The 25087-nt window shown below is 58.5% G+C and carries 21 protein-coding genes; 8 read left to right on the top strand and 13 right to left on the bottom strand.

Features of this window, described 5'->3' with window-relative positions; translation table 11 throughout:
* The 8 genes from AACY31_RS13145 to rpmH form a co-directional block, all read right to left on the bottom strand.
* Positions 1-798 (bottom strand): ParA family protein, encoded by a 798-nt coding sequence (locus AACY31_RS13145; protein WP_339479826.1) that lies wholly within the window; start codon positions 796-798, stop codon positions 1-3.
* Between the two features lie 18 nt (positions 799-816).
* On the bottom strand, positions 817-1452 hold the full coding sequence (gene rsmG / locus AACY31_RS13140) for a 16S rRNA (guanine(527)-N(7))-methyltransferase RsmG (RefSeq protein ID WP_339504567.1): 636 nt from the start codon (positions 1450-1452) through the stop codon (positions 817-819).
* A gap of 5 nt (positions 1453-1457) precedes the next feature.
* Positions 1458-3356, bottom strand: coding sequence for a tRNA uridine-5-carboxymethylaminomethyl(34) synthesis enzyme MnmG (gene mnmG, locus AACY31_RS13135; protein ID WP_339479825.1), 1899 nt, complete (start codon positions 3354-3356; stop codon positions 1458-1460).
* Between the two features lie 565 nt (positions 3357-3921).
* Positions 3922-5292 (bottom strand): tRNA uridine-5-carboxymethylaminomethyl(34) synthesis GTPase MnmE, encoded by a 1371-nt coding sequence (gene mnmE, locus AACY31_RS13130; RefSeq protein ID WP_339479824.1) that lies wholly within the window; start codon positions 5290-5292, stop codon positions 3922-3924.
* 79 nt (positions 5293-5371) lie between these two features.
* On the bottom strand, positions 5372-7054 hold the full coding sequence (gene yidC / locus AACY31_RS13125; protein ID WP_339479823.1) for a membrane protein insertase YidC: 1683 nt from the start codon (positions 7052-7054) through the stop codon (positions 5372-5374).
* A 2-nt stretch (positions 7055-7056) separates the two neighbouring features.
* A complete protein-coding gene (yidD, locus tag AACY31_RS13120; protein WP_010465488.1) occupies positions 7057-7302 on the bottom strand; it encodes a membrane protein insertion efficiency factor YidD in 246 nt (81 codons plus the stop codon).
* On the bottom strand, positions 7295-7696 hold the full coding sequence (gene rnpA / locus AACY31_RS13115) for a ribonuclease P protein component (RefSeq protein ID WP_197685723.1): 402 nt from the start codon (positions 7694-7696) through the stop codon (positions 7295-7297). The genes yidD and rnpA overlap by 8 nt, the downstream gene beginning before the upstream one ends.
* 16 nt (positions 7697-7712) lie before the next feature.
* Positions 7713-7847, bottom strand: coding sequence for a 50S ribosomal protein L34 (gene rpmH / locus AACY31_RS13110; protein WP_003213577.1), 135 nt, complete (start codon positions 7845-7847; stop codon positions 7713-7715).
* A 566-nt stretch (positions 7848-8413) separates the two neighbouring features.
* Here rpmH and dnaA point away from each other — a divergent pair.
* The 5 genes from dnaA (at position 8414) to gabP (ending at position 16470) form a co-directional block, all read left to right on the top strand.
* Positions 8414-9940 carry a chromosomal replication initiator protein DnaA gene (gene dnaA, locus AACY31_RS13105; RefSeq protein ID WP_339479822.1) on the top strand — a complete coding sequence of 509 codons (1527 nt, stop codon included), beginning with the start codon at positions 8414-8416 and terminating at the stop codon, positions 9938-9940.
* A gap of 39 nt (positions 9941-9979) precedes the next feature.
* The gene (gene dnaN, locus AACY31_RS13100; RefSeq protein ID WP_339479821.1) at positions 9980-11083 is read left to right on the top strand and encodes a DNA polymerase III subunit beta; all 1104 of its coding nucleotides are present in this window, start codon (positions 9980-9982) and stop codon (positions 11081-11083) included.
* 165 nt (positions 11084-11248) lie between these two features.
* Positions 11249-12352: a DNA replication/repair protein RecF gene (recF, locus tag AACY31_RS13095; RefSeq protein WP_003196148.1), complete on the top strand. Its 1104-nt coding sequence runs from the start codon at positions 11249-11251 to the stop codon at positions 12350-12352.
* 5 nt (positions 12353-12357) lie between these two features.
* On the top strand, positions 12358-14775 hold the full coding sequence (gyrB, locus tag AACY31_RS13090; protein ID WP_339479820.1) for a DNA topoisomerase (ATP-hydrolyzing) subunit B: 2418 nt from the start codon (positions 12358-12360) through the stop codon (positions 14773-14775).
* Between the two features lie 300 nt (positions 14776-15075).
* On the top strand, positions 15076-16470 hold the full coding sequence (gene gabP / locus AACY31_RS13085; RefSeq protein ID WP_339504545.1) for a GABA permease: 1395 nt from the start codon (positions 15076-15078) through the stop codon (positions 16468-16470).
* Between the two features lie 62 nt (positions 16471-16532).
* Here the strand turns inward: gabP and AACY31_RS13080 are convergent, their stop codons facing one another.
* On the bottom strand, positions 16533-17267 hold the full coding sequence (locus tag AACY31_RS13080) for a response regulator transcription factor (RefSeq protein ID WP_339479818.1): 735 nt from the start codon (positions 17265-17267) through the stop codon (positions 16533-16535).
* 222 nt (positions 17268-17489) lie between these two features.
* Here AACY31_RS13080 and AACY31_RS13075 point away from each other — a divergent pair, with 222 nt between their 5' ends.
* Both AACY31_RS13075 and AACY31_RS28910 read left to right on the top strand, forming a co-directional pair.
* Positions 17490-19007 (top strand): sensor histidine kinase, encoded by a 1518-nt coding sequence (locus tag AACY31_RS13075; protein ID WP_339479817.1) that lies wholly within the window; start codon positions 17490-17492, stop codon positions 19005-19007.
* Between the two features lie 205 nt (positions 19008-19212).
* Positions 19213-19533: a phytanoyl-CoA dioxygenase family protein gene (locus tag AACY31_RS28910; RefSeq protein WP_445261539.1), complete on the top strand. Its 321-nt coding sequence runs from the start codon at positions 19213-19215 to the stop codon at positions 19531-19533.
* A gap of 509 nt (positions 19534-20042) precedes the next feature.
* On the opposite strand, the gene AACY31_RS13070 is transcribed toward AACY31_RS28910, so the two are convergent.
* From AACY31_RS13070 to glyQ, 4 genes are all read right to left on the bottom strand, one after another.
* Positions 20043-20813 (bottom strand): lysophospholipid acyltransferase family protein, encoded by a 771-nt coding sequence (locus AACY31_RS13070; RefSeq protein WP_339479816.1) that lies wholly within the window; start codon positions 20811-20813, stop codon positions 20043-20045.
* Positions 20814-20893: 80 nt separating this feature from the next.
* Positions 20894-21433 (bottom strand): D-glycero-beta-D-manno-heptose 1,7-bisphosphate 7-phosphatase, encoded by a 540-nt coding sequence (gmhB, locus tag AACY31_RS13065; protein ID WP_339479942.1) that lies wholly within the window; start codon positions 21431-21433, stop codon positions 20894-20896.
* A gap of 4 nt (positions 21434-21437) precedes the next feature.
* Positions 21438-23489, bottom strand: a complete 2052-nt coding sequence (gene glyS, locus AACY31_RS13060; protein WP_339479815.1) for a glycine--tRNA ligase subunit beta — start codon at positions 23487-23489, stop codon at positions 21438-21440.
* Complete coding sequence (glyQ, locus tag AACY31_RS13055; protein ID WP_003177094.1) at positions 23486-24439, bottom strand: glycine--tRNA ligase subunit alpha; 954 nt, start codon at positions 24437-24439, stop codon at positions 23486-23488. The genes glyS and glyQ overlap by 4 nt, the downstream gene beginning before the upstream one ends.
* Before the next feature lie 81 nt (positions 24440-24520).
* On the opposite strand from glyQ, the gene AACY31_RS13050 reads away from it, so the two are divergent.
* Entirely contained in the window at positions 24521-25078 is a 558-nt protein-coding gene (locus AACY31_RS13050; RefSeq protein ID WP_339479814.1) for a DNA-3-methyladenine glycosylase I, read from the top strand.
* Positions 25079-25087 lie beyond the last annotated feature (9 nt).

Here is a 25087-nt window from a genome sequence, read left to right as displayed (position 1 = left end):
TTAAGTTGGCTGGGCTGCAGCGGTGCGTGGATTGCGGCGCTGACGGCGAACCATCTCGCCCGCCAGGGCCAGGTAAGCCAGCGCACCACGGGATTGTTTGTCGTAGGCCAGGGCCGGCATGCCGTAGCTCGGCGCTTCGGCCAAACGGATGTTACGCGGGATGACCGTGTCGTAGAGCTGCGCGCCGAAGTGTTCCTTGAGCTGGGCCGAAACATCGTTCATCAGGCTCAGGCGCGGGTCGTACATGGTCCGCAGCAGGCCTTCGACCTTAAGGTCCGGGTTCAGCAGTTCGGCGATGCGCTTGATGTTATCCACAAGGTCGCTCAACCCTTCCAATGCAAAGTATTCGCACTGCATGGGGATAATGACCCCATCGGCCGCCACCAGGGCGTTGAGGGTCAGCATCGACAGCGACGGTGGGCAGTCGATCAGGATGTAATCGTAGTTTTCCCGGATCGGCGCCAAGGCGCTACGCAGACGGCTTTCCTTCATCTGCATTTCCAGCAGCACCACTTCGGCCGCCGTCAGGTCACGGTTAGCCGGCAGCAGTTGATAACCGCCGTGTTCGGAGAAGTGCATGGCCTGGCCCAGATCGCATTCGCCGATCAGGACGTCGTAGATGGAGTTTTCCAGACCATGCTTATCCACACCGCTACCCATGGTGGCGTTGCCCTGTGGATCGAGATCGATCAACAGCACCCGGCGCTTGGTCGCGACCAGGGATGCTGCGAGGTTGATACAGGTGGTGGTCTTGCCCACACCACCCTTCTGGTTCGCTATCGCGAATACCTTAGCCATTCTTGCTTGTGTTCCCAATCATGCCGTGCGGCGCAGTATCAGCAGATGGCGTTGGCCTTGGCAACCGGGTACGGCCAAGGCGTGTTCGCTATCGAGGTGGAAGTCTGCCGGCAATGCTACCAGCTCATCGGCCGGATGAACGCCCTTCATTGCCAGCCAGCGCGTATCGGCGTCGCCCAGGTGGCGAGTCCAGTTGCTGAAGTTCTCCATACTGCTGAATGCCCGGGAGATGACTCCGCTAAACGGCTCGGCAGGTTGGAACGCTTCGACGCGGCTGTGGATAACTTGCAGGTTATCCAATTTGAGTTCGAGTTTGACCTGGGTCAGGAAGCGGGTTTTCTTGCCGTTACTGTCCAGGCAGGTCACTTGCGAGTCGGGAAACAGGATCGCCAGCGGGATGCCCGGCATACCGCCGCCACTGCCGACATCCAGCCAGCGACCGTTTTCGATGAAGGACATGACGCTGAGGCTGTCGAGCAAGTGGCGCGAGACCATTTCGTCCGGATCGCGCACGGCGGTCAGGTTGTAGGCCTTGTTCCATTTGATCAACAACGCCAGATAACCCAGCAATTGCGCGTGCTGGGCTTCGGTCAGGCTGACGCCGAGCTGACGGGCACCTGTGGATAACTCTTCAGCGTGTTGCGAGGTGACCATCGAACTCAAGCGCTTTGCTCCAACTGGCGGCCGGCGCCGCGTTTTTTCAAATGAATCATCAACAGCGAAATCGCCGCCGGCGTAACGCCGGGAATGCGCGAAGCCTGGCCCAGGGTTTCTGGACGAGTCACACCGAGCTTGCTCTGGATTTCTTTCGACAACCCGGAAATGCCGGTGTAATCGATATCCACAGGCAGCTTGGTGTCTTCACTCGCGCGCAGACGGGCGATTTCGTCCTGTTGGCGGTCGATGTAACCGGCGTATTTGGTCTTGATCTCGACCTGTTCGGCCACTTGTGGATCTTCCGCGCCCTGGCCAGTCACTTCCACCAGCCCGGCATAATCGATTTCCGGACGGCTCAAGAGGTTCAGCAGGTTGTATTCGTGAGTCAGCGGCGTGCCGAATTTCGCCGCAATGGCATCGCCCTGCTCGGTACCGGGACGAACCCAGGTGCTTTTCAGGCGCTGCTCTTCCAGTTCGATACTCTCGCGTTTCTTGCAGAACGCAGCCCAGCGCACGTCATCCACCAACCCCAGTTCGCGCCCTTTCTCGGTCAAGCGCAGGTCGGCGTTGTCTTCACGCAGGATCAGGCGGTATTCGGCGCGAGATGTGAACATCCGATACGGTTCCTGGGTACCCAGAGTAATCAGGTCATCCACCAGCACACCGATGTACGCCTCATCGCGACGCGGGCACCAGCTGTCTTTGCCTTGGGCACGCAGTGCGGCGTTGGCACCGGCCAATAGCCCTTGGGCACCGGCCTCTTCGTAACCGGTGGTGCCGTTGATTTGCCCGGCGAAGAACAGACCGCCGATAGCTTTGGTTTCCAGGCTGTACTTCAGGTCGCGCGGGTCGAAATAGTCGTATTCGATGGCGTAGCCGGGGCGAACGATGTGGGCGTTTTCCATGCCGCGAATCGACTGCACGATCTGCAGTTGCACGTCGAACGGCAGACTTGTGGATATCCCGTTCGGATACAACTCATGGGTGGTCAAACCTTCGGGTTCGATGAACACCTGATGGCTTTCCTTGTCGGCAAAGCGATGGATCTTGTCTTCAATCGACGGGCAATAGCGCGGGCCGACACCTTCGATTTCACCGGCAGCGGAATACATCGGCGAACGATCGAGGTTCGCCGCGATGATTTCGTGGGTGCGGGCGTTGGTGTGGGTGATCCAGCAACTGACTTGCCGAGGATGCTGTTCCTTGTTGCCCATGAACGACATCACCGGGATCGGCGTATCGCCAGGCTGCTCGGTCATCACCGAGAAATCCACGGACTTGCCGTCGATGCGAGGTGGCGTACCGGTTTTCAGGCGCCCGACACGCAATGGCAACTCACGCAGACGGTGAGCCAGCGCAATCGACGGCGGATCACCGGCGCGACCGCCGGAAAAATTCTGCAAACCGATGTGGATAAGTCCGCCGAGGAAGGTCCCGGTGGTCAACACCACGGAATCGGCGAAGAACCGCAGACCCATTTGCGTGACGACCCCACGTACTTGGTCCTGCTCGACGATCAGGTCATCGGCCGCTTGTTGAAATATCCACAGGTTCGGCTGGTTTTCCAGGATTTCACGGACAGCGGCCTTGTACAGGACTCGGTCGGCCTGGGCGCGAGTAGCGCGCACGGCTGGGCCTTTGCGGCTGTTCAATACGCGAAACTGAATACCACCTTTATCGGTGGCCATGGCCATCGCGCCCCCAAGGGCATCGATCTCCTTGACCAGGTGGCTTTTGCCGATCCCACCAATGGCAGGGTTGCAACTCATGGCACCGAGGGTTTCCACGTTATGCGTCAGCAACAGGGTTTTTGCCCCCATGCGTGCTGATGCAAGTGCTGCCTCGGTACCGGCATGACCGCCGCCGATGACGATCACTTCAAAACGGGAAGGGAAATCCACCACGCACCTCGTGCCTGCTTAATTCAGGTAATTCGGAAATAGGTCTTGAGTCTGGCCAGAGCGTTTTTCGAGCCAGGTCGGCAAGTATAGGGACTTCCCCTTTCCTAAAGAACCCTTTGCACAAAATTTAACCAGCTGTGGAAAACTCGAGGTTAAAGAAATTAAAAAGAAAGAAGTTTATAAAACCTTTGTTTTTATGTTTATTTTTACTGAGCCACTTATCTGTGGGTAAAGTTACGCAGGCCTTTGTTTTCAATGTGTACAGAGATTCAAAACCCTGTGGTCATGTGGCAATGAGGGGCTTGGATAACCGGTGTAAGCCTGTGGATGAATGGGGCTGTTATCCACAGAGGCGGTTATCTCCAGATTTGAAGGGGGTTTATCAACCGACCTCAGTGGCAGTTATTCACAGGGCTTAATCCACAGAAAACCGCCGCAATGGACCGCCGAAGCGTCCACAGGCAAGCCGCCATCAAGGGCAATCGTTTCAAAAACAGAAAAGGAGAAACCGGGTTTGCGTTGGACTCGAGAGGCTTCGAGGACAAACCCGGTGTGAAAGGCGGGGTTATTTACCGATGCAGAAGCTGGAAAAGATCCGCCCCAACAGGTCATCGGAGCTGAAGGCGCCGGTAATTTCCCCAAGGGAATGTTGGGCTTGGCGAAGGTCTTCGGCCAACAACTCACCCGCCCCCGCCAAGGTCAGCTGCGCGCGACCGTGTTCCAGGGCAGCGCTGGCATGGCGCAAGGCTTCAAGATGTCGCCGGCGGGCGCTGAAGCTGCTTTCCGAGGTCTGCTCATAGCCCATGCAAGCCTTGAGGTGTTCACGCAGCAGTTCCAGGCCTTCACCTGCTGACTTCGCGCTCAGGCTGATGGTCACATGGCCGTCGTTGCTGACCTCAAGAACAATCGCTTCCCCGCTCAGGTCGGCCTTGTTGCGGATCAAGGTGACTTTTGCCGGATCCGGGCGGACTTCGAGGAATTCAGGCCACAAGGCAAATGGATCATCCGCTTCCGGTGCAGTGGCATCCACCACCAGCAGGACCCGATCGGCTTCACCGATGGCCTTGAGCGCCCGTTCAACGCCGATTTTTTCCACCTGGTCCTCGGTGTCGCGCAAACCTGCGGTATCCACTACGTGCAGTGGCATGCCATCGATGTGGATATGTTCACGCAGGATGTCCCGGGTGGTGCCGGCGATCTCGGTGACGATCGCCGCTTCGCGACCGGCGAGGGCATTCAACAGACTGGATTTGCCAGCATTCGGCCGCCCAGCAATCACCACGGTCATCCCATCGCGCAACAAGGCGCCCTGGCCAGCTTCGCGCAGTACTGTGGATAACTCATCGCGCACTTTATCCAGCAGACTCAACACATGCCCATCGGCAAGAAAATCGATTTCCTCTTCCGGGAAATCAATCGCGGCCTCGACGTAGATCCGTAGGCCGATCAATTGTTCGGTGAGGTTATGCACACGCAGGGAAAACGCGCCCTGCAAGGAACGCAAAGCGTTGCGTGCCGCTTGTGCAGAACTGGCTTCGATCAAATCGGCGATCGCCTCGGCCTGGGCCAGGTCGAGTTTGTCGTTGAGGAATGCCCGTTCACTGAATTCACCCGGTCGGGCCAGGCGACAGCCCAGTTCCAGGCAACGCTTGAGCAGCATGTCCAGCACGATAGGACCACCGTGCCCTTGCAGCTCCAGTACGTCTTCGCCGGTGAACGAATTCGGCCCCGGGAAATACAATGCCAGCCCCTCGTCGAGGATCTGCTGGTCAGCACTGAAAAACGGGCCGTAATGAGCAAACCGCGGCTTGAGTTCGCGACCGCTGATAGCCTTGGCCGCAACACTGGCCAAGGGCCCCGAAATACGGACGATGCCGACACCGCCGCGACCTTGGGCGGTGGCAACGGCGGCGATGGTTTCACGCGGTGCGCTCATAAACCGGTATCCAGACAAAAGTGACAGATAGCAAAACGCCCCACTAGGGGGCGTTTTGTGTGGTTATCCACAGAGCAAGTTACGCCTCGGCTTTTTTCGTAGCCGCTTCGATCTTACGCGTGATGTACCACTGCTGAGTGATGGACAGCACGTTGTTCACAACCCAGTACAGCACAAGACCTGCCGGGAACCACAGGAAGAAGAAGGTGAAGATGATTGGCATCATTTTCATGACCTTCGCCTGCATCGGATCCGGAGGCGTTGGGTTCAGCTGCTGCTGGATGAACATGGTCGCGCCCATGATGATCGGCAGGATGAAGAACGGATCCTTGATCGACAGGTCGGTAATCCACAGCATGAACGGTGCCTGGCGCATCTCCACGCTTTCCAGCAGAACCCAGTACAGCGCCAGGAATACAGGCATCTGCACAAGAATCGGCAAGCATCCACCCAGCGGATTGATCTTCTCTTTCTTGTACAGCTCCATCATGGCCTGGGACATTTTCTGCCGGTCATCGCCATGTTGCTCTTTCAGGGCGGCCAGTTTCGGCGCCACTGCGCGCATGCGCGCCATGGACTTGTAGCTGGCGGCCGACAACGGGAAGAAAATCCCCTTGATCAGCATGGTCAGGAAAATGATCGACCAGCCCCAGTTACCCACGATGCTGTGGATATGTTGCAGCAGCCAGAAGATCGGCTGGGCAATGAACCACAGGAAACCGTAATCCACGGTCAGTTCCAGACCTGGGGACAACTCTTTCAAGACGGCCTGGCTTTTTGGACCGGCATACAGAATGGCGCTGGTCTCGACTTTTGCACCTGGCGCAGCGGTCAATGCCGGACCGGTGTAACCGACGATGTAGTTGCCTTTGCTGTCTTTACGCGTCTGAACGAGGTTGCTTTCGCCCTTCTGTGGGATCCAGGCGGTTACAAAATAGTGCTGCAGCCAAGCCACCCAGCCACCTTGGACGGTTTCCTTGACCTGGCCCTTGTCCATGTCCTTCATGGACACTTTCTTGTAAGGCTCCGAACTTGTCCACAGGGCTGCGCCCAGGTAAGTCGCAGTGCCGGTGGCCGTGCTCGAAGACGGATCGGAGCTGGCGTCACGCTTGAGTTGCGCGAACATCGCACCGGACCAAGGCTGTGCGCTCTGGTTGTCGATCAAGTAAGAGACGGTTACGTCATACAAGCCACGTTTCAAGGTGAAACGCTTGATGTAGTTGACGCCATCCTTGCTGAACTTCAGGTCCACGACCAGTTGGTCCTGACCGTCAGCCAGTTGATAAGTCTTCTTCTCGGCGGAGTAGATCGGCCGACCGGCCGGGTTCGAATCCGGGCCGTTGGTACCGATCAGGCCACTTTGGGCCAGATAGGTGCGCTCGTTACCGTTGTCGAACAACTGGAACGGGATTTCCGGATGATCCTGGCGACGTGGATACAGCGGCAGCTTCAGCTGGGCGACATCACCACCTTGTGGATCGATTGCCAGCTCGAGCACGTCCGTCTTGATCTGGATGAGATCTTTGCTTGCGGCCACGGGGGCTTCGGCGGGAGCGCTGGTATCGCTTGCCGCGCGCGGGATGTCGTCATTGCTGGCAGCGTTGTTGCCAACTGGGACATCCGGCAGGCTCGGTGCGGTATTGCTGGCTGCAACATTCTGAGTCGGCAGGGCAGCCTGGCCATAGTCCTGGTTCCATTTAAGGACCATGACGTAGGACACGATTGCCAGGGCGACGATCAGGATCGTGCGTTTGATATCCATGATTACTCGGCCATCGAAGAAGAACGGGAGGTAGGGATAGGCGGAACCGGGTCATAACCGCCGGGATTCCACGGATGACAGCGACCTAAACGACGAAAGGTCAGCCAGCCACCGCGCAGTAGGCCATGATTTTCTATGGCTTCGTACGCGTAGCAGGAACAACTGGGGTAGAAGCGACAGTGACTGGCCATCAAAGGACTAATGGCATAGCGGTAAAACTGGATCGGAACGAGTGCCAGTTTACGCATCGGGACTGTCTACCCCTACAGTTTCGGTGTTGACTGCTGGTGCTGGCTTGTTGCGTGCCAGACGCTTCCAGAGCTTGCCGAAATGCTGAATCAATTCGGGGTTTTCTACGTCACCCAAACCTTTGCGCGCGACGATAACAATGTCCCACCCAACCAGTGAATCCTGGTTCAGGCGAAACGATTCGCGCATCAGACGTTTGAGGCGATTGCGCTGAACAGAGAGCTTGACGCTCTTCTTCCCGATAACCAGCCCTAGTCGGGGGTGATCGAGATCGTTACTGCGCGCAAGGAGCAGGAGATTTTTCCCCGGAACCTTGCCGGTAGGGGAGTCAAAGACTGCCTTGAAATGCCGGGGTGTAAGCAGACGCTTTTCCCGACTGAAGTCCTGACTCACCTCCAGTGCCGGATTATCAAACGGCCAGACGCGCACGACCTTTGGCGCGGCGACGCGACAGGACGGCACGACCGTTCTTGGTAGCCATGCGAGCACGGAAACCGTGAGTACGAGCGCGTTTGATAGTGCTTGGTTGGAAAGTACGTTTCATGTCGTGTTACCTGGTTCGTCCACAACGGGCCGGAATGGCCCCCGTTTTAAGAGACCGGGGATTCTAGAGAAAGCAAGCCTCTAGGTCAATTTCCAACCAGCGTTTCCTTTAAATAGATATCCGGGTGCTTCGGCGGATTCATCCCATAGCGCTAGATATAGAAATAAAGAAGGGAATTATTTAAAGCTTTTCTGTAAAGCTTATAAAAGCAAGGCAACCACCTGTCTGTGGATAACCATGCGCAAGCCTTGTAATCCGCCATGTACAGAGAATGACAACTAGGCGGGAAAGCAGTGGTCAGCCTGTGCTGCGCTGTCGGATAAGCTGTGTGTGGAATGCGATGTTATCCACAGGCTGGTTATCCACCGACTTTTGCCCCCACTTGTGCAACGACCTCAGGCCCGGTTATCCACAGAGCTTATCCACTGACCGCCCGTCGTCTTTCTCGCGGTTAACGCATTGATAAATCATGGGCGATCAGCAAGCTGCATGTGGATAAGTGGGCGTCTGCTCGCTACAATGGCCGCTTGTTTTTGCCTCACCGGCTTTCAACTTAGGGGATGTCCGTGTCAGTGGAACTTTGGCAGCAGTGCGTAGAGCTTTTGCGCGATGAGTTGCCTGCCCAACAATTCAACACTTGGATCCGTCCTCTACAGGTCGAAGCCGAAGGCGACGAGTTGCGTGTCTATGCACCGAACCGTTTCGTTCTCGACTGGGTCAACGAAAAGTACCTGGGCCGGGTCATGGAACTGCTCGACGAGCATGGCAATGGCATGGCGCCTGCGTTGTCCTTATTAATAGGTAGCAAGCGCAGCTCGGCACCGCGTGCCGCTCCCAACGCGCCGCTGGCCGCCGCAGCGTCACAGGCCCAGCAGGCCGCCCCGGCACCGGTTAACAACCACGCTGCCCCGGCACCCGCACCTGCCCCGAGCAAACGCAATGCACAAAAGGTCGCCGAGGTCAGCGAAGAGCCCTCCCGGGACAGCTTCGACCCGATGGCCGGTGCCAGCTCCCAGCAGGCTCCGGTGCGTGCCGAACAGCGCACCGTCCAGGTCGAAGGCGCGCTTAAGCACACCAGCTATCTGAACCGGACCTTTACCTTCGAAAATTTCGTCGAAGGTAAATCCAACCAACTGGCTCGCGCGGCGGCCTGGCAGGTCGCGGACAACCCCAAGCACGGCTATAACCCGCTCTTCCTTTATGGCGGCGTAGGCTTGGGTAAGACCCACTTGATGCATGCGGTGGGCAACCATCTATTAAAGAAGAACCCGAATGCCAAGGTCGTGTACCTGCATTCCGAGCGTTTCGTGGCCGACATGGTCAAGGCGCTGCAGTTGAACGCGATCAACGAGTTCAAGCGTTTCTACCGTTCGGTGGACGCCCTGCTGATCGACGATATTCAGTTCTTCGCCCGCAAGGAACGTTCCCAGGAAGAGTTTTTCCACACCTTCAACGCGTTGCTTGAAGGCGGACAGCAGGTCATTCTCACCAGTGACCGCTACCCGAAAGAGATCGAAGGTCTGGAAGAACGCCTCAAGTCGCGTTTCGGCTGGGGCTTGACGGTGGCCGTCGAGCCGCCCGAGCTGGAAACCCGGGTCGCGATCCTGATGAAGAAAGCCGACCAGGCCAAGGTCGAGCTGCCTCACGACGCCGCGTTCTTCATCGCCCAGCGTATCCGCTCCAACGTGCGTGAGCTCGAAGGTGCCCTCAAGCGGGTGATCGCTCACTCGCACTTCATGGGCCGCGACATCACCATCGAGTTGATTCGCGAATCCTTGAAGGACCTGTTGGCGCTTCAGGATAAATTGGTTTCTGTGGATAACATTCAGCGAACGGTTGCGGAATACTACAAAATCAAGATTTCCGACCTGCTGTCCAAGCGCCGTTCGCGTTCGGTGGCACGTCCGCGTCAGGTGGCCATGGCCCTGTCCAAGGAGCTGACCAACCACAGCCTGCCGGAAATCGGCGATGTGTTTGGCGGACGCGACCACACCACCGTGCTGCACGCCTGCCGCAAGATCAACGAACTTAAGGAATCCGACGCGGACATCCGCGAGGACTACAAGAACCTGCTGCGTACACTGACCACTTGATGACCACCAGCGCAGCTTATTAAGGCAAGGGACTAGACCATGCATTTCACCATTCAACGCGAAGCCCTGTTGAAACCCCTGCAACTGGTCGCAGGCGTCGTCGAACGCCGCCAGACCTTGCCGGTACTTTCCAACGTGCTGCTGGTTGTCGAAGGCCAGCAATTGTCGCTGACCGGTACCGACCTGGAAGTCGAGCTGGTCGGTCGTGTGCAACTTGAAGAACCGGCGGATCCGGGTTCCATCACCGTGCCGGCGCGCAAGCTGATGGACATCTGCAAGAGCCTGCCCAACGACGCGCTGATCGACATCAAGGTCGATGAGCAGAAGCTCGTGGTCAAGGCCGGGCGCAGCCGCTTCACTTTGTCCACACTGCCAGCCAACGATTTCCCGACCGTGGAAGAAGGTCCGGGGTCGCTGACCTGCAGCCTGGACCAGAGCAAATTGCGTCGCCTGATCGAACGCACCAGTTTCGCCATGGCCCAGCAGGACGTGCGTTATTACCTCAACGGCATGCTCCTTGAAGTGTCTGCCGGTGTCATCCGCGCCGTCGCCACCGATGGGCATCGTCTGGCCATGTGTTCGATGCAGGCCGATATCGGTCAGCCGGATCGCCACCAGGTGATTGTTCCGCGCAAAGGTATCCTGGAGATGGCCCGCCTGCTGACCGAACCGGACGGCAACGTCAGCATCGTGCTGGGACAGCACCACATCCGCGCCACCACCGGCGAGTTCACCTTCACGTCGAAGCTGGTAGACGGCAAATTCCCTGACTACGAGCGCGTGCTGCCAAAAGGCGGCGACAAGCTGGTCCTGGGTGATCGCCAGGCATTGCGCGAAGCTTTCAGCCGTACCGCGATTCTCTCCAACGAGAAGTACCGTGGCATCCGCCTGCAACTGGCCAATGGTCAGTTGAAGATCCAGGCGAACAACCCGGAGCAGGAAGAAGCGGAAGAAGAAGTCGGCGTTGAGTACAACGGCGGCTCTCTGGAAATTGGCTTCAACGTCAGCTACCTGCTCGACGTGCTGGGCGTGATGACCACCGAACAAGTGCGTCTGATCCTGTCTGACTCCAACAGCAGTGCACTGGTGCAAGAGTCCGATAACGACGATTCGGCGTACGTTGTCATGCCGATGCGTCTGTAATTATGTGGCCTGTGTGGCTAATTCGCGCACTCAACTTCGGCGCCGGAACTTGCCAGACTGCGTTGCCATTCCTCGCCGTAGCGGGCTACGGCTCGTCATGGCGCCTTGGCTGGCAAGCCCTGGCACTCGAATTTGAGTACTCGAATTAACCGTACAGGCCACTAGATGTCCTTAAGTCGCGTCTCGGTCACCGCGGTGCGCAATCTGCATCCGGTGACCTTCTCCCCTTCCCCCCGCATCAATATCCTTTACGGCGCCAACGGCAGCGGCAAAACCAGCGTCCTGGAAGCCGTGCACCTGCTGGGGCTTGCCCGTTCGTTTCGCAGCACCCGCCTGTTACCGGTTATCCAGTACGATCAGCTGGCGTGCACGGTGTTTGGGCAGGTGGAGCTGGCAGAAGGCGGCCATAGTGCCCTGGGGATATCGCGGGACCGGCAAGGCGAGTTCCAGATCCGCATCGATGGGCAGAACGCCCGCAGCGCAGCGCAACTGGCCGAGATCCTGCCATTGCAGTTGATCAACCCGGACAGTTTCCGTCTGTTGGAGGGCGCACCGAAGATTCGCCGGCAATTTCTCGACTGGGGCGTGTTCCACGTGGAACCGCGTTTCATGACGACTTGGCAACGCCTGCAGAAGGCGCTGCGCCAGCGAAACTCTTGGCTGCGACATGGTACACTTGACGCCGTTTCGCAAGCGGTTTGGGACAGGGAACTGTGCCAGGCCAGCGCTGAAATCGATGAATACCGCCGCGCTTACATCAAAGCCCTGAAACCAGTCTTCGAGCAGACCTTGAGCGAGCTGGTTGAGCTTGAGGGCCTGACGCTCAGCTATTACCGAGGCTGGGACAAGGACCGGGAACTGAGCACCGTGTTGGCTGGCTCTCTGCAACGGGACCAGCAGATGGGCCATACCCAGGCCGGACCACAACGTGCTGACTTGCGTCTCAGATTGGGCGCACATAATGCCGCGGACATCTTGTCCCGGGGGCAGCAGAAGTTGGTGGTGTGTGCCTTGCGCATAGCCCAGGGGCATCTGGTCAGCCAGGCCCGCCGCGGTCAGTGTATTTATCTGGTGGATGACTTGCCGTCCGAGCTGGACGAAGCCCACCGCCGCGCGCTATGCCGCTTGCTGGAAGACTTACGCTGCCAGGTGTTCATCACCTGTGTAGACCACGAATTATTGAGGGAAGGCTGGCAGACGGAAACGCCAGTCGCTCTGTTCCACGTGGAACAGGGCCGTATCACCCAGACCCACGACCATCGGGAGTGAAGGCATTGAGCGAAGAAAATACGTACGACTCAACGAGCATTAAAGTGCTGAAAGGCCTGGATGCCGTACGCAAACGTCCCGGTATGTACATTGGTGACACCGACGATGGTAGCGGCCTGCACCACATGGTGTTCGAGGTGGTCGACAACTCCATCGACGAAGCCCTCGCCGGCCATTGCGACGACATCAGCATCATCATCCACCCGGATGAGTCCATCACCGTTCGCGACAACGGCCGTGGCATCCCGGTGGACGTGCATAAAGAGGAAGGCGTTTCCGCCGCCGAGGTCATCATGACCGTCCTCCATGCTGGCGGTAAGTTCGACGACAACTCCTACAAGGTCTCCGGCGGTCTGCACGGCGTGGGTGTTTCGGTGGTGAACGCGCTGTCCGAAGAACTGGTCCTGACCGTTCGCCGCAGCGGCAAGATATGGGAACAGACCTACATCCACGGTGTGCCCCAGGCCCCGATGGCGATCGTTGGCGATAGCGAGACCACCGGTACGCAGATCCACTTCAAGGCTTCGAGCGAAACCTTCAAGAACATCCACTTCAGCTGGGACATCCTGGCCAAGCGGATTCGTGAGCTGTCCTTCCTCAACTCCGGTGTTGGCATCGTCCTCAAGGACGAGCGCAGCGGCAAGGAAGAGCTGTTCAAATACGAAGGTGGCCTGCGTGCGTTCGTTGAGTACCTGAACACCAACAAGACCCCGGTCAACCAGGTGTTCCATTTCAACATCCAGCGAGAAGATGGCATCGGCGTGGAAATCGCCCTGCAGTGGAACGACAGCTTCAACGAGAACCTGTTGTGCTTCACCAACAACATTCCGCAGCGCGACGGCGGTACTCACCTGGTGGGCTTCCGTTCGGCGCTGACCCGCAACCTGAACAACTACATCGAACAGGAAGGCTTGGCGAAGAAGCATAAAGTCGCCACCACCGGTGACGATGCCCGTGAAGGCCTGACCGCGATCATCTCGGTGAAAGTGCCGGATCCGAAGTTCAGCTCCCAGACCAAGGACAAGCTGGTCTCTTCCGAAGTGAAGACCGCGGTCGAACAGGAGATGGGCAAGTACTTCTCCGACTTCTTGCTGGAGAACCCGAACGAAGCCAAGCTGGTGGTCGGCAAGATGATCGACGCCGCCCGTGCCCGTGAAGCTGCGCGCAAGGCCCGTGAGATGACTCGCCGCAAAGGTGCGCTGGACATCGCTGGCCTGCCGGGCAAACTGGCTGACTGCCAGGAAAAGGACCCTGCCCTGTCCGAGCTGTACCTGGTGGAAGGTGACTCTGCTGGCGGTTCCGCCAAGCAGGGCCGTAACCGTCGCACCCAGGCCATCCTGCCGCTCAAGGGTAAGATCCTGAACGTCGAGAAGGCGCGCTTCGACAAGATGATTTCCTCCCAGGAAGTCGGCACCTTGATTACGGCGTTGGGCTGCGGTATTGGCCGCGAAGAGTACAACATCGACAAGCTGCGCTATCACAACATCATCATCATGACCGATGCTGACGTCGACGGTTCGCACATCCGTACCCTGCTGTTGACGTTCTTCTTCCGTCAGTTGCCGGAACTGATCGAGCGCGGCTACATCTACATCGCCCAGCCGCCGCTGTACAAGGTCAAGAAAGGCAAGCAAGAGCAATACATCAAAGACGACGACGCCATGGAAGAGTACATGACGCAGTCGGCCCTGGAAGACGCGAGCCTGCACCTGAACGAAGATGCCCCAGGCATTTCCGGTGAAGCCCTTGAGCGCCTGGTCAACGACTTCCGCCTGGTCATGAAGACCCTCAAGCGTCTGTCGCGCCTGTACCCACAGGAACTGACCGAGCACTTCATCTACCTGCCGGCGGTCAGCCTGGAGCAATTGTCCGATCACGCGGCGATGCAGGATTGGCTGGCCCAGTACGAAGTACGCCTGCGCACGGTCGAGAAATCCGGCCTGGTCTACAAAGCCAGCCTGCGTGAAGACCGTGAGCGTAACGTCTGGTTGCCGGAGGTCGAGCTGATCTCCCACGGCCTGTCGAACTACGTCACCTTCAACCGCGACTTCTTCGGCAGCAACGACTACAAGACAGTCGTATCCCTGGGTGCGCAACTGAGCACGTTGCTGGACGAAGGTGCGTACATCCAACGCGGTGAGCGCAAGAAGTCCGTGACCGAGTTCAAGGAAGCCCTTGAATGGCTGATGGCCGAAAGCACCAAGCGCCACACCATCCAGCGATACAAAGGTCTGGGTGAGATGAACCCGGATCAGCTGTGGGAAACCACCATGGACCCAGGTTCGCGTCGGATGCTGAAAGTCACCATCGAAGACGCCATTGGCGCGGACCAGATCTTCAACACCCTGATGGGTGATGCGGTCGAGCCTCGTCGTGACTTCATCGAGAGCAATGCGTTGGCGGTATCCAACCTGGATTTCTGATCCCTTCAGCAGCACCGCTCCAAAAAAGCCAACGCTTATGCGTTGGCTTTTTTTTACGTTTTAAAAACGTGTACCGTTTTCAGGCTTGTGGACAAAAAGTGGGGGTAGCTCAGTAACACATTGGCACAAAGCCTTCATTCTCAATGGGTTATGAATGGTGTGGAAGCCCCGCATAACGGAGCCTTAGATTTTCTGGCGCAGAATTTGCGTGTTAAATAAACTACACATCGTTTCTTTAATTTGACAGGAAGCGGTGGGTACGAGGTGGCACGAATCAATCCAATACCAAGGATAGTCTCAATGAGCGGTACGCAAACTTCCAATCATCTGGAGCAAGGGCTCAAACCCCGGCATGTAACGATGCTATCCATCGCCGGCGTCATCGGCGCTGGCCTTTTCGTTGGCTCCGGCCACGCTATCGCCGCGGCCGGTCCGGCCGTGCTGCTGGCCTATGCCGCCGCGGGTGCCCTGGTGGTGCTGGTGATGCGGATGCTGGGTGAAATGGCGGTGGCATCGCCGGACACCGGTTCCTTCTCGACATATGCTGACCATGCGATCGGTCATTGGGCCGGTTTCACCATCGGCTGGCTCTACTGGTGGTTCTGGGTCCTGGTGATTCCGTTGGAGGCCAACGCCGCCGCGACGATCCTGCATGCCTGGTTTCCGAACGTGGCGATCTGGGCCTTCACCTTGGTCATCACCCTACTGCTGACGGTCACCAACCTGTTCAGCGTGAAGAACTACGGGGAATTCGAGTTCTGGTTCGCCTTGGTCAAGGTGGTGGCGATCATCGGCTTCATTGGTCTGGGTGTGATGGCGATATTCGGTTTGCTGCCCACCAGCCAGGTCAGCGGTGTTTCGCACCTGTTCGACACCCAGGGCTTTCTGCCCAACGGTATGGGCGCGGTGTTGGGGGCAATCCTGACCACCATGTTTTCGTTCATGGGCACCGAGATCGTGACCATCGCGGCGGCCGAATCGAAGAACCCTGGCCAGCAGATTGCCAAGGCGACCAACTCGGTCATCTGGCGGATTGGCTTGTTCTATCTCGTGTCCATCTTCATCGTCGTCGCCCTGGTGCCCTGGAACGATCCGTTCCTGGCCAGCGTCGGTTCCTACCAGACCGTACTGGAACGAATGGGCATCCCCAATGCCAAACTGATCGTCGATATCGTCGTCCTGGTGGCGGTCACCAGCTGTCTGAACTCGGCGCTGTATACGGCTTCGCGGATGATGTTCTCGTTGGGCAAGCGCGGTGATGCACCGGCCGTTTCCCAGCGCACCAACAAGAGCGGTACACCTCACTGGGCGGTGATGCTGTCGACCGGGGCTGCCTTCCTGGCGGTATTCGCCAACTACGTGGCGCCGGCTGCTGTGTTTGATTTCCTGTTGGCCAGCTCCGGCGCCATTGCGTTGCTGGTGTACCTGGTCATCGCGATTTCGCAGCTGCGCATGCGCAAACAACGCATGGCCCGTGGTGAAAAAGTTGCCTTCAGCATGTGGTTGTTCCCCGGCCTGACCTACGCGGTGATCGTCTTCATTGTGGGAGCCTTGACCATCATGCTGTTCCAGGAAGCTCACCGTGTGGAAATCCTCGCGACCGGTTTGCTCAGCCTACTGGTCGTCGCGTCCGGATTGCTGGTGCAGCGCCGTCGGATCGCCAAGGCAGGAAAAGAGCTACAGATGGCCAGGTGAGACGATCACCCAGGGTTCATCCTCAACGAAAAAGGCCAACGTTTATGCGTTGGCCTTTTTTGCTAACTCGCGACAGACGCTTCGCTCCCCGCTGCCACACTTTCCAACCGATACCCATACCCATAAATCGTCAACAATTGCCAACCCCGGTCTGCCGTCAGACCGAGCTTGTTGCGCAGGCGGTAGATGTGGGTGTCGAGCGGGCGGGACGAGGTCATTTCCTCGTGAGTCCAGAAGCGTTCGTAGAAATACTCCCGAGACAGCGGCCGGCCCAGATTGGCGAACAGGCAGCGGGCCAAGCGGTATTCCCGCTCGGTCAGGCTGATGGGAATGCCGGCGCGGGTGATGGTCAGCTCGGCGTCGTCGAACGCCAGGTCATTGAACACCAGCACGTCGCTGGCGGGGGCGCGTTGCAGGTTGTGACGGCGCAGCACGGCGGTGACCCGGGCCTTGAGCTCGTTGGGCCGGAAGGGTTTGCTCACATAGTCGTCAGCACCGGCGTTGAGGGCCTGAACGATGTCGTGCTCGCCGTCGCGGCTGGTCAGCATGATGGCGGCCGGTGGCGAATCCATATGCTCGCGGGTCCAGCGCAGCAGCGAAAGCCCGCTGATGTCCGGCAGTTGCCAGTCTAGGACCAACAGGTCGAAGGTTTCCCGGCGCAGTTGTCGCAACAAGTCCTCGCCTCGCTCAAAGCTGTGCAGGGTCCAGGCTTGCTCGCCCCTGCCAGGGATTTGTTGCAGGGTCTGTTCTACCCGGCGTAGCTCAGCCGGTTCATCGTCCAGTATGGCGACACGCATGGAATGCGATTCCTTGATCTCGAGAGTAACGGACATCTTCAGGTGGCAATGAAAGGCCGCCAGTGGCTGACTTGATGTCATTGACCTATCGCTGGCTGAGACAATACCGGCTCGAGGCACAGAGGGAAAGGTAGCAGCGCGCCACCCAACGAGTCCGTTATAGTCGTGGGCTTTGCAGGCCTGTGAAGAAATCCCCAGTCCTTGAGTTTGGCCAGGAGGCCTATGAGTATTCAGCGTCGGCGTGAAAGTCGTGAGCCAACCCAAGTCCAGCGGTTGTTTCGTCAGTTGGTGCGGGAATGGTTGTGGATAAGTCTGTTGCTGTTGCCGTTGACGGCCTTGTTGTCGTTGAGCAGCCAAACAACCGGCAACCGTTCGGGCGCCGCATTGTTGTCGATGGGCCTGGTGGGGTGTGTATTGGGTTTGCTGCTGTTGCGCCCGCGCTTGGCCTTATGGACGACGGTGGGCGGCATGAGCTTGGCCCTGTTGATCAGCGCCGTGGTGGGCGCGCGGGGTTGGTGGTGGTCGCCCATGGCGAGTGTGCTGGGCATCATGTTTGGCTACCTGATCTGGAATTGGCGGCGCCTGAGCGTGGTATTGGCCTATTTCGGCTGGGAGCTGGCCCGCCTGGACGCAGAGCCCAAGGTCTTCCCGGAACGTCGCCGCGCCTCCTACGCCGGCAGCGACCGCTTGCAGGGTCAGATCATGGCCCTGGAACAGGCCATGAGTCGCACCCGCGACACCCGGCGCTTCATTGCCGATGGCCTGGAATACCTGCCGGTGGCAACCATGATCAGCGATCCCCAAGGCATGCTGTTGCTCGGCAATCGCAAGGCGCGCGAGTTGTTCGGCCACGGTCTGGCGGGCGGCGACGTGCTGGAGCATCTCGGGCAATTGGGCTATCCAGGGTTGGAGCATGGGGTGCATCACCGGTTATCCACATTGCCCTTGGTGGAGTTTCGCGACATTCGCGAGCGCAGCTTGCGCCTGGAACGGGCGGCGTTATTGCCGGTTGATGGCGATGCGCCGATTGGCTGGTTGTTGAGCCTCACCGACCTGAGCGCCGAACGTGAGGCTGAAGAGCAGCGCAGCGTCATGCTGCGTTTCCTTTCCCATGACTTGCGCGCTCCGCACTCGGCGATCCTTGCCCTGCTCGATGTGCAGCGATACCAGGGAGGTGGGGATAATCCGCTGTTCGACCAGATCGAGCGCCAGGTACGTCGCGCCCTGGACCTGACCGAGGGCTTCGTGCAATTGGCCAAGGCCGAATCCGAGGCGTATCAATTCCAGCCGACGCTGTTCGCCATGTTGGTGCTGGACGTGCTCGACCAGGCGCTGCCCATCGCCCAGGCAAAGCGCATCCAGTTGGTTCATGAAATAGAAGATGAAGAGGCGATGGTGAGGGCGGATCAACCGTTGCTGACCCGTGCACTGTTCAATCTGCTGGAAAATGCCATCAAGTACAGCGCGCCCGACACCTGCATATCGCTGCAGGTTCATTGCACCTCGGGCGGGTTGATCTGCAATGTTGCTGACCAGGGCAAGGGCATCAGCGACGAAGAACTGCCGGACCTGTTCAGTCAGTACCGACGGTTTTCCTCGGCTCACGGGGTCGATGGAATTGGCTTGGGATTATCGATGGTCAAGGCCGTGGTGGATCGGCATGGTGGGCAAATCGAATGTCTGAGCGCATTAGGTGAAGGCACGACGTTCAGTTTGCGCTTTCCGTTGCTGGAAGATTAAAAGAAATCTGCCAGGCGGATTTGTTTCTGGCGCAGCCCAACCGCGACATGAGCGTCTCAGCACGCTGATTCGGATTACCTATACAGTTACGTGCCTTTCAGTCGGGCTTGCTTAACATGTTCATGCTCGAGGTTAGTGTCGGCCACGAATCTAGCGTCGTCCAATCGATGCCTTTTTCTAGTTCAAATCGGCAGACAGACCCGAGATGGGTGCCACGCGTATCGTACCCGGCAGTCACCGAGCGGGACGCAGCGTAGAATTTGAGATCGCGGAAAGCTTCCCAGCAGAGATGGAAAAGGGATCGGTGCTTATCTATGACGGAAAGGTTTACCACGGTGGCGGAGCCAATCGCTCCGACCGAGTCAGGTCGGCAATTAACCTGACTTATGCGCTCGGCTGGCTTCGGCAAGAGGAGAATCAGTTTTTGTCTTGCCCGCTGGAGATTGCTCGTACGCTGCCAGACGAATTGCTGCGTCTTATGGGCTATCAGTGCTGGGCTATGTCCATGGGTTCGAGGATCCGATGACGGTATTGGGGCGCAGCCAACCTGGAAAAATCGTGGGCGCGGAGGTTAATGCTGAGGGCTGAACAGACCGAGGGTCGTAGGTCGTTCCTGCGGGAAGAAAAATTCGATCAAGATCATTTATGAAGCGGGCACGGACCTACCGGCGCTTAACCAAAGTTGTTTTCTAAGCATTGCCTAGTCGCAGCTGGGTTGGAGCTCATCAACCAGACATGAGATTTTGTCTAGCGACAGAGCCGCGAGCAGGACGACGGAAATCCAGGCCACCATGGTAATTGGAAAACCTTAACCTACATTTTTTCGGACTCTGCTTGCAGCCCAAAAAATATTGCAGCCTACGGCGGCTCCCACAAAAGCGTGGAGCTGCCGAAGGCTGCGATTTTTTGCCGCTATAAAAACTTATGCACCTAGGAACGGGTTTTATGTGTTTATGAAATATGTATTAAAAACATAGAGATAAAGCACAAAAGCAACGGATTTCGAAAAAACCGTACACAGGTTATCCACAAATCTCAAACAGCGAGCTGGTCGATGGTGGCCGGTGTCGGAGGCAGCGAACCCATCTCCCGTTGCGTTTGTTCATTCCAGGCTTGTACGCGGTCATTGAGCTCGGCGATGGCACGGGGGCCAGTGCCTTCAGCATACATCGGCGCGCCAATCACCACGGTGATGACGCCTGGTTTTCTGATCCAGCCCGCCTTGGGCCAGAATTTGCCGGCATTGTGTGCAATCGGCAGCACCGGCAGTTCGGCATTCACCGCCAATGCCGAACCGCTGCGGGAGAATTTGCCGACGGTTCCAAAAGGAACACGGGTGCCCTCGGGGAAGATCAGCACCCAAACGTTATCCTTGAGCAGTTCGTCGCCCTTCTTCGCGACCTGTTTGAGGGCCACCTTGGGATTGTCGCGATCGATGGCGATCGGGCGCAGCATGGCCATGGCCCAGCCAAAGAACGGCACGAACAGCAGTTCACGCTTGAGGACCTGGCTCAACGGTTCGAAATAGGCCGAGAGAAAGAATGTCTCCCAGGTGCTCTGGTGGTTGGACTGGATCACACAGGGCCGGTCAGGCACGTTCTCGGCGCCCTTCACTTCATAGCGGATGCCCAGGAACACCTTGCTCAACCACAGTGCACAACGGCACCAGTACACATTGATGAAGCGGTAGCGCGCCTTGAACGACAAGAAAGGCGCGATGAAAAAACTCAGGGAGCACCAGAGCAAGGAGCTGGTGCCCAACAGCAGGTAAAAGAGAAAGGCTCTGATGGCCTGCAATATCGACATAGCGGCATTTACCGTTGCGGGCTATGCCCGCCTGTTCAAGCGCTTCCCGAACAATCCTTGATCAGGTTGTCTTGGGCGCTCTAATTGTGGATAAGTTCAGCGGCAATCGCCGCCAAGTCGTCAAAAATCAAGGTGCCCACCGGTAGGGTCTTGCCCAGAGTCTTTTCGCCTTTCCCGGTCTTTACCAAAACTGGCTGACAATCGACGGCATTGGCCGCCTCCAGGTCACTGAGGCTGTCACCGACGAACCACACACCTGCCAAGGCCACATCGTAGTGAGCGGCAATGGTTTTCAACATCCCCGGCTTGGGCTTGCGGCAATCACAGCCGTCGTCCGGCCCGTGCGGGCAATAGACGATCAAGCCGACCTCCCCGCCCTGCTCCGCCACCAGGGCGCGCAAGCGCTCATGCATGGCGTCGAGGACGGCGAGGTCATAATAACCGCGGGCAATGCCCGACTGGTTGGTGGCAACGGCCACCGTCCAGCCGGCCTTGCTCAACTGCGCGATGGCTTCGATCGATCCGGGCAGCGGCAACCACTCCTCCACCGATTTGATGTAAGCGTCGGAGTCGTGATTGATCACCCCGTCCCGATCGAGAATCAGCAGTTTCAACAGCAGCTCCTCAACCCAGCACGGAAATATCGGCGATATTGAGGAATAGGCTGCGCAGGCGGGTCAGCAATGCATAACGGTTTCTGCGAACGTCTTCGTTGTCCGCATTCACCATCACGGCTTCAAAGAACGCATCGACCGGCTCGCGCAGTGCCGCCAGGCGCGCCAGTGCCTCGGCATAATCGCGTTTTTCCATGAGCGGTTGCACCGACGCATAGGCCTGTTGAATCGCCGAGTTGAGCGAAAACTCGGCGGCATTATCAAAGTAACGTGCTTCAACGGCTTTGACTGAAGGCTCAGCCTTGCTCAGCAGGTTCGACACACGTTTGTTCACCGACGCCAGCGCTGCTGCTTCCGGCAATTTGCGGAACGCCTGCACCGCTTGTACGCGTTGGTCGAAGTCCAGGGCCGAACCCGGTTTCAGAGCACGCACCGACAGGTAGGTCGCGACCTCGACACCTTCGTCTTCATAACGCGCACGCAGGCGATCGAAGATGAACTCCAGCACCGCCTCGGCCAGGCCGGCAGCCTTCACCTTGCTGCCGAACGCGTTGACGGCGAACGCCACGGCGTCGTTCAGGTCCAGGTCCAACTGCTTGTCGATCAGGATCCGCAACACGCCCAGTGCGGCACGACGCAAGGCATAAGGGTCTTTGCTGCCGGTGGGCAGCATGCCGATACCGAAAATGCCGACCAGGGTGTCGAGCTTGTCAGCGATCGCCACGGCCGCACCGGTCAGGGTGGTCGGCAGCTCAGCGCCAGCACCACGCGGCATGTACTGCTCGTTCAGTGCCAGGGCCACGTCTTGCGGCTCACCGTCGTTGAGGGCGTAGTAGTAACCGGCGACGCCTTGCATCTCCGGGAACTCACCGACCATTTCGGTGGACAGGTCGCACTTGGACAGGATGCCAGCACGGGCCGCGCGCTGGGCATCGCCGCCGATACGCGGGGCGATGAACGCCGCCAGTTTCGAAACGCGCTCGGCCTTGTCATAGACGCTGCCGAGTTTTTCCTGGAACACCACGTTGCGCAGGCGCTCGTTGAAGCTTTCCAGGGGCTGTTTCTTGTCTTGCTTGAAGAAGAACTCGGCGTCGGTCAGGCGCGGGCGAACGACTTTTTCGTTACCGGCGATGATCTGCTGCGGATCCTTGCTTTCGATGTTGGCAACCGTGATGAAGCGCGGCAGCAACTTGCCTTCGGCGTCCAGCAGGCAGAAGTACTTCTGGTTGTCCTGCATGGTGGTGATCAGCGCTTCCTGCGGCACTTCAAGGAAACGTTCCTCGAACGAGCACACCAGCGGCACCGGCCATTCCACCAACGCGGTCACTTCATCCAGCAGGTTGACCGGCACGATGGCGGTGCCTTCCTGCAGGGTGGCCAGCTCTTCGGTGCGCTTGCTGATCAACTCGCGGCGCTCGTTAGCGTCGGCCAGCACGTAGGCGGCACGCAGGTCGGCCAGGTAGTTGGCCGGCGAGGTGATGCGCACGCTCTGTGGATGATGGAAGCGGTGACCGCGGGAATCGCGACCGGCCTTCTGGGCCAGGATCGTGCAATCGATGACCTGGTCACCGAGCAACATCACCAGCCATTGGGTCGGGCGCACAAACTCTTCCTTGCGCGCGGCCCAGCGCATGCGCTTGGGGATCGGCAAGTCATTGAGAGAGTCTTCGACGATGGTTGGCAACAGGCTGGCGGTCGGCTTGCCCTTGATGCTCTGGCTGTAGCGCAGCTTCGCGCCGCTCTGGTCGATTTCGCTCAAGTCCACGCCGCACTTCTTGGCGAAGCCCAGGGCAGCTTGGGTCGGGTTGCCGTCGGCATCGAACGCGGCCTGGCGTGGCGGGCCGTCGAGGTTGATGCTGCGGTCTGGCTGCTGGGTCGCCAGGGCGGTGATCAGCACGGCCAGGCGGCGCGGCGCGGCGTACACCTGTTTGGCTTCGTAGCTCAGGCCGGCGGCTTGCAGGCCTTTGTCGATACCGGCCAGGAACGCATCGGCCAGGGTGTTCAGGGCTTTGGGTGGCAGTTCTTCGGTGCCCAGTTCAACCAGAAAATCTTGAGCACTCATTGTGCAGCCTCCAGCTTAGCCAACACTTCATCACGCAGGTCCGGGGTCGCCATCGGGAAGCCCAGCTTGGCACGGGCCAGCAGGTAGGCTTGCGCAACGGAACGCGCCAGGGTGCGTACACGCAGGATGTATTGCTGGCGCGCGGTCACGGAAATCGCCCGACGTGCATCCAGCAGGTTGAAGGTATGGGACGCCTTCAACACCATTTCATAGCTCGGCAATGGCAGCGGCTGGTCCAGCTCGATCAGGCGCTTGGCTTCGCTTTCGTAGAAATCGAACAGCTCGAACAGCTTCTCGACGTTGGCGTGTTCGAAGTTGTAGGTCGACTGTTCCACTTCGTTCTGGTGGAACACGTCGCCGTAGGTCACTTTGCCGAACGGGCCATCGGCCCATACCAGGTCGTAGACCGAGTCCACACCCTGCAGGTACATGGCCAGGCGTTCCAGGCCGTAGGTGATCTCGCCGGTGACCGGGTAGCACTCGATGCCACCTGCTTGCTGGAAGTAGGTGAACTGGGTCACTTCCATGCCGTTGAGCCAGACTTCCCAGCCCAGGCCCCAGGCGCCCAGGGTTGGCGATTCCCAGTTGTCTTCGACGAAACGAATGTCGTGCACCAGCGGGTCGAGGCCCACATGCTTGAGCGAGCCCAGGTACAGCTCCTGGAAGTTTTCCGGGTTCGGCTTCAAAACGACCTGGAACTGGTAGTAGTGCTGCAGACGGTTCGGGTTTTCGCCGTAGCGGCCGTCAGTCGGGCGGCGGCTGGGCTGCACATAAGCGGCGTTCCAGGTTTCCGGGCCGATGGCACGCAGAAACGTGGCAGTGTGGAAAGTGCCGGCGCCTACTTCCATATCGTAGGGCTGAAGTACCACGCAACCTTGCTCGGCCCAGTATTGCTGGAGGGCGAGGATCAAGTCTTGGAAGGTACGCACGGCTGGCGTAGGCTGGCTCACGAAATTCACCTGTTTCTTGGGCTGCGATTTAAAGAGCGGGAGTATACCCGATTCGTTCGTGCGCACGCCCCCTGGAGCCTTATGCCACGCTGCTTTTGGTGTTCTGACGATCCGTTGTACATGGCTTATCACGATCAGGAGTGGGGCACGCCGCTGCGCGATGCGCAGGGTTTGTTCGAGTTGCTTTTGCTCGAAGGGTTCCAGGCCGGTTTGTCCTGGATCACCGTTTTGCGCAAACGCGAGCGCTACCGGGAGGTGCTGTACGGCTTCGATGTGCAGCGGGTGGCGCAGATGAGCGACGCCGAAATCGATGAGCTGATGCTCGACCCCGGCATCATCCGCAACCGCCTCAAGCTCAAGGCGGCCCGCCGCAACGCCCAGGCCTGGCTGGCGTTGGAAGACCCGGTGGCGTTTCTCTGGTCGTTCGTGGGCGACAAACCCATCATCAACCATTTCAAGGACCGCCTCGACGTGCCGGCCATCACGCCCGAGGCACTGGCGATGAGCAAAGGCTTGAAAAAAGCCGGGTTCACCTTTGTCGGGCCGACCATTTGCTACGCCTTGATGCAAGCCTCGGGCATGGTCATGGACCACACCCAAGATTGCGACCGCTACGCCGCGTTGGTAAACGGCGGTTAGAATAGCCGG

This window comes from Pseudomonas sp. RL_105y_Pfl2_101 (assembly GCF_963970585.1).
Classification (GTDB): domain Bacteria; phylum Pseudomonadota; class Gammaproteobacteria; order Pseudomonadales; family Pseudomonadaceae; genus Aquipseudomonas.
The sequence above is the reverse complement of the archived record's forward strand: the minus strand, read 5'-3'. Positions and strand labels throughout refer to the sequence as shown.

Bases quoted from the DNA above. Each gene is read 5' to 3' on its own strand.
- AACY31_RS13145 (WP_339479826.1), bottom strand. From the start codon at position 798: ATGGCTAAGGTATTCGCGATAGCGAACCAGAAGGGTGGTGTGGGCAAG.
- rsmG (WP_339504567.1), bottom strand. From the start codon at position 1,452: ATGGTCACCTCGCAACACGCTGAAGAGTTATCCACAGGTGCCCGTCAG.
- mnmE (WP_339479824.1), bottom strand. From the start codon at position 5,292: ATGAGCGCACCGCGTGAAACCATCGCCGCCGTTGCCACCGCCCAAGGT.
- yidC (WP_339479823.1), bottom strand. From the start codon at position 7,054: ATGGATATCAAACGCACGATCCTGATCGTCGCCCTGGCAATCGTGTCC.
- yidD (WP_010465488.1), bottom strand. From the start codon at position 7,302: ATGCGTAAACTGGCACTCGTTCCGATCCAGTTTTACCGCTATGCCATT.
- rpmH (WP_003213577.1), bottom strand. From the start codon at position 7,847: ATGAAACGTACTTTCCAACCAAGCACTATCAAACGCGCTCGTACTCAC.
- dnaN (WP_339479821.1), top strand. From the start codon at position 9,980: ATGCATTTCACCATTCAACGCGAAGCCCTGTTGAAACCCCTGCAACTG.
- recF (WP_003196148.1), top strand. From the start codon at position 11,249: ATGTCCTTAAGTCGCGTCTCGGTCACCGCGGTGCGCAATCTGCATCCG.
- gabP (WP_339504545.1), top strand. From the start codon at position 15,076: ATGAGCGGTACGCAAACTTCCAATCATCTGGAGCAAGGGCTCAAACCC.
- AACY31_RS13080 (WP_339479818.1), bottom strand. From the start codon at position 17,267: ATGCGTGTCGCCATACTGGACGATGAACCGGCTGAGCTACGCCGGGTA.
- AACY31_RS13075 (WP_339479817.1), top strand. From the start codon at position 17,490: ATGAGTATTCAGCGTCGGCGTGAAAGTCGTGAGCCAACCCAAGTCCAG.
- AACY31_RS28910 (WP_445261539.1), top strand. From the start codon at position 19,213: ATGGGTGCCACGCGTATCGTACCCGGCAGTCACCGAGCGGGACGCAGC.
- AACY31_RS13070 (WP_339479816.1), bottom strand. From the start codon at position 20,813: ATGTCGATATTGCAGGCCATCAGAGCCTTTCTCTTTTACCTGCTGTTG.
- glyS (WP_339479815.1), bottom strand. From the start codon at position 23,489: ATGAGTGCTCAAGATTTTCTGGTTGAACTGGGCACCGAAGAACTGCCA.
- AACY31_RS13050 (WP_339479814.1), top strand. From the start codon at position 24,521: ATGCCACGCTGCTTTTGGTGTTCTGACGATCCGTTGTACATGGCTTAT.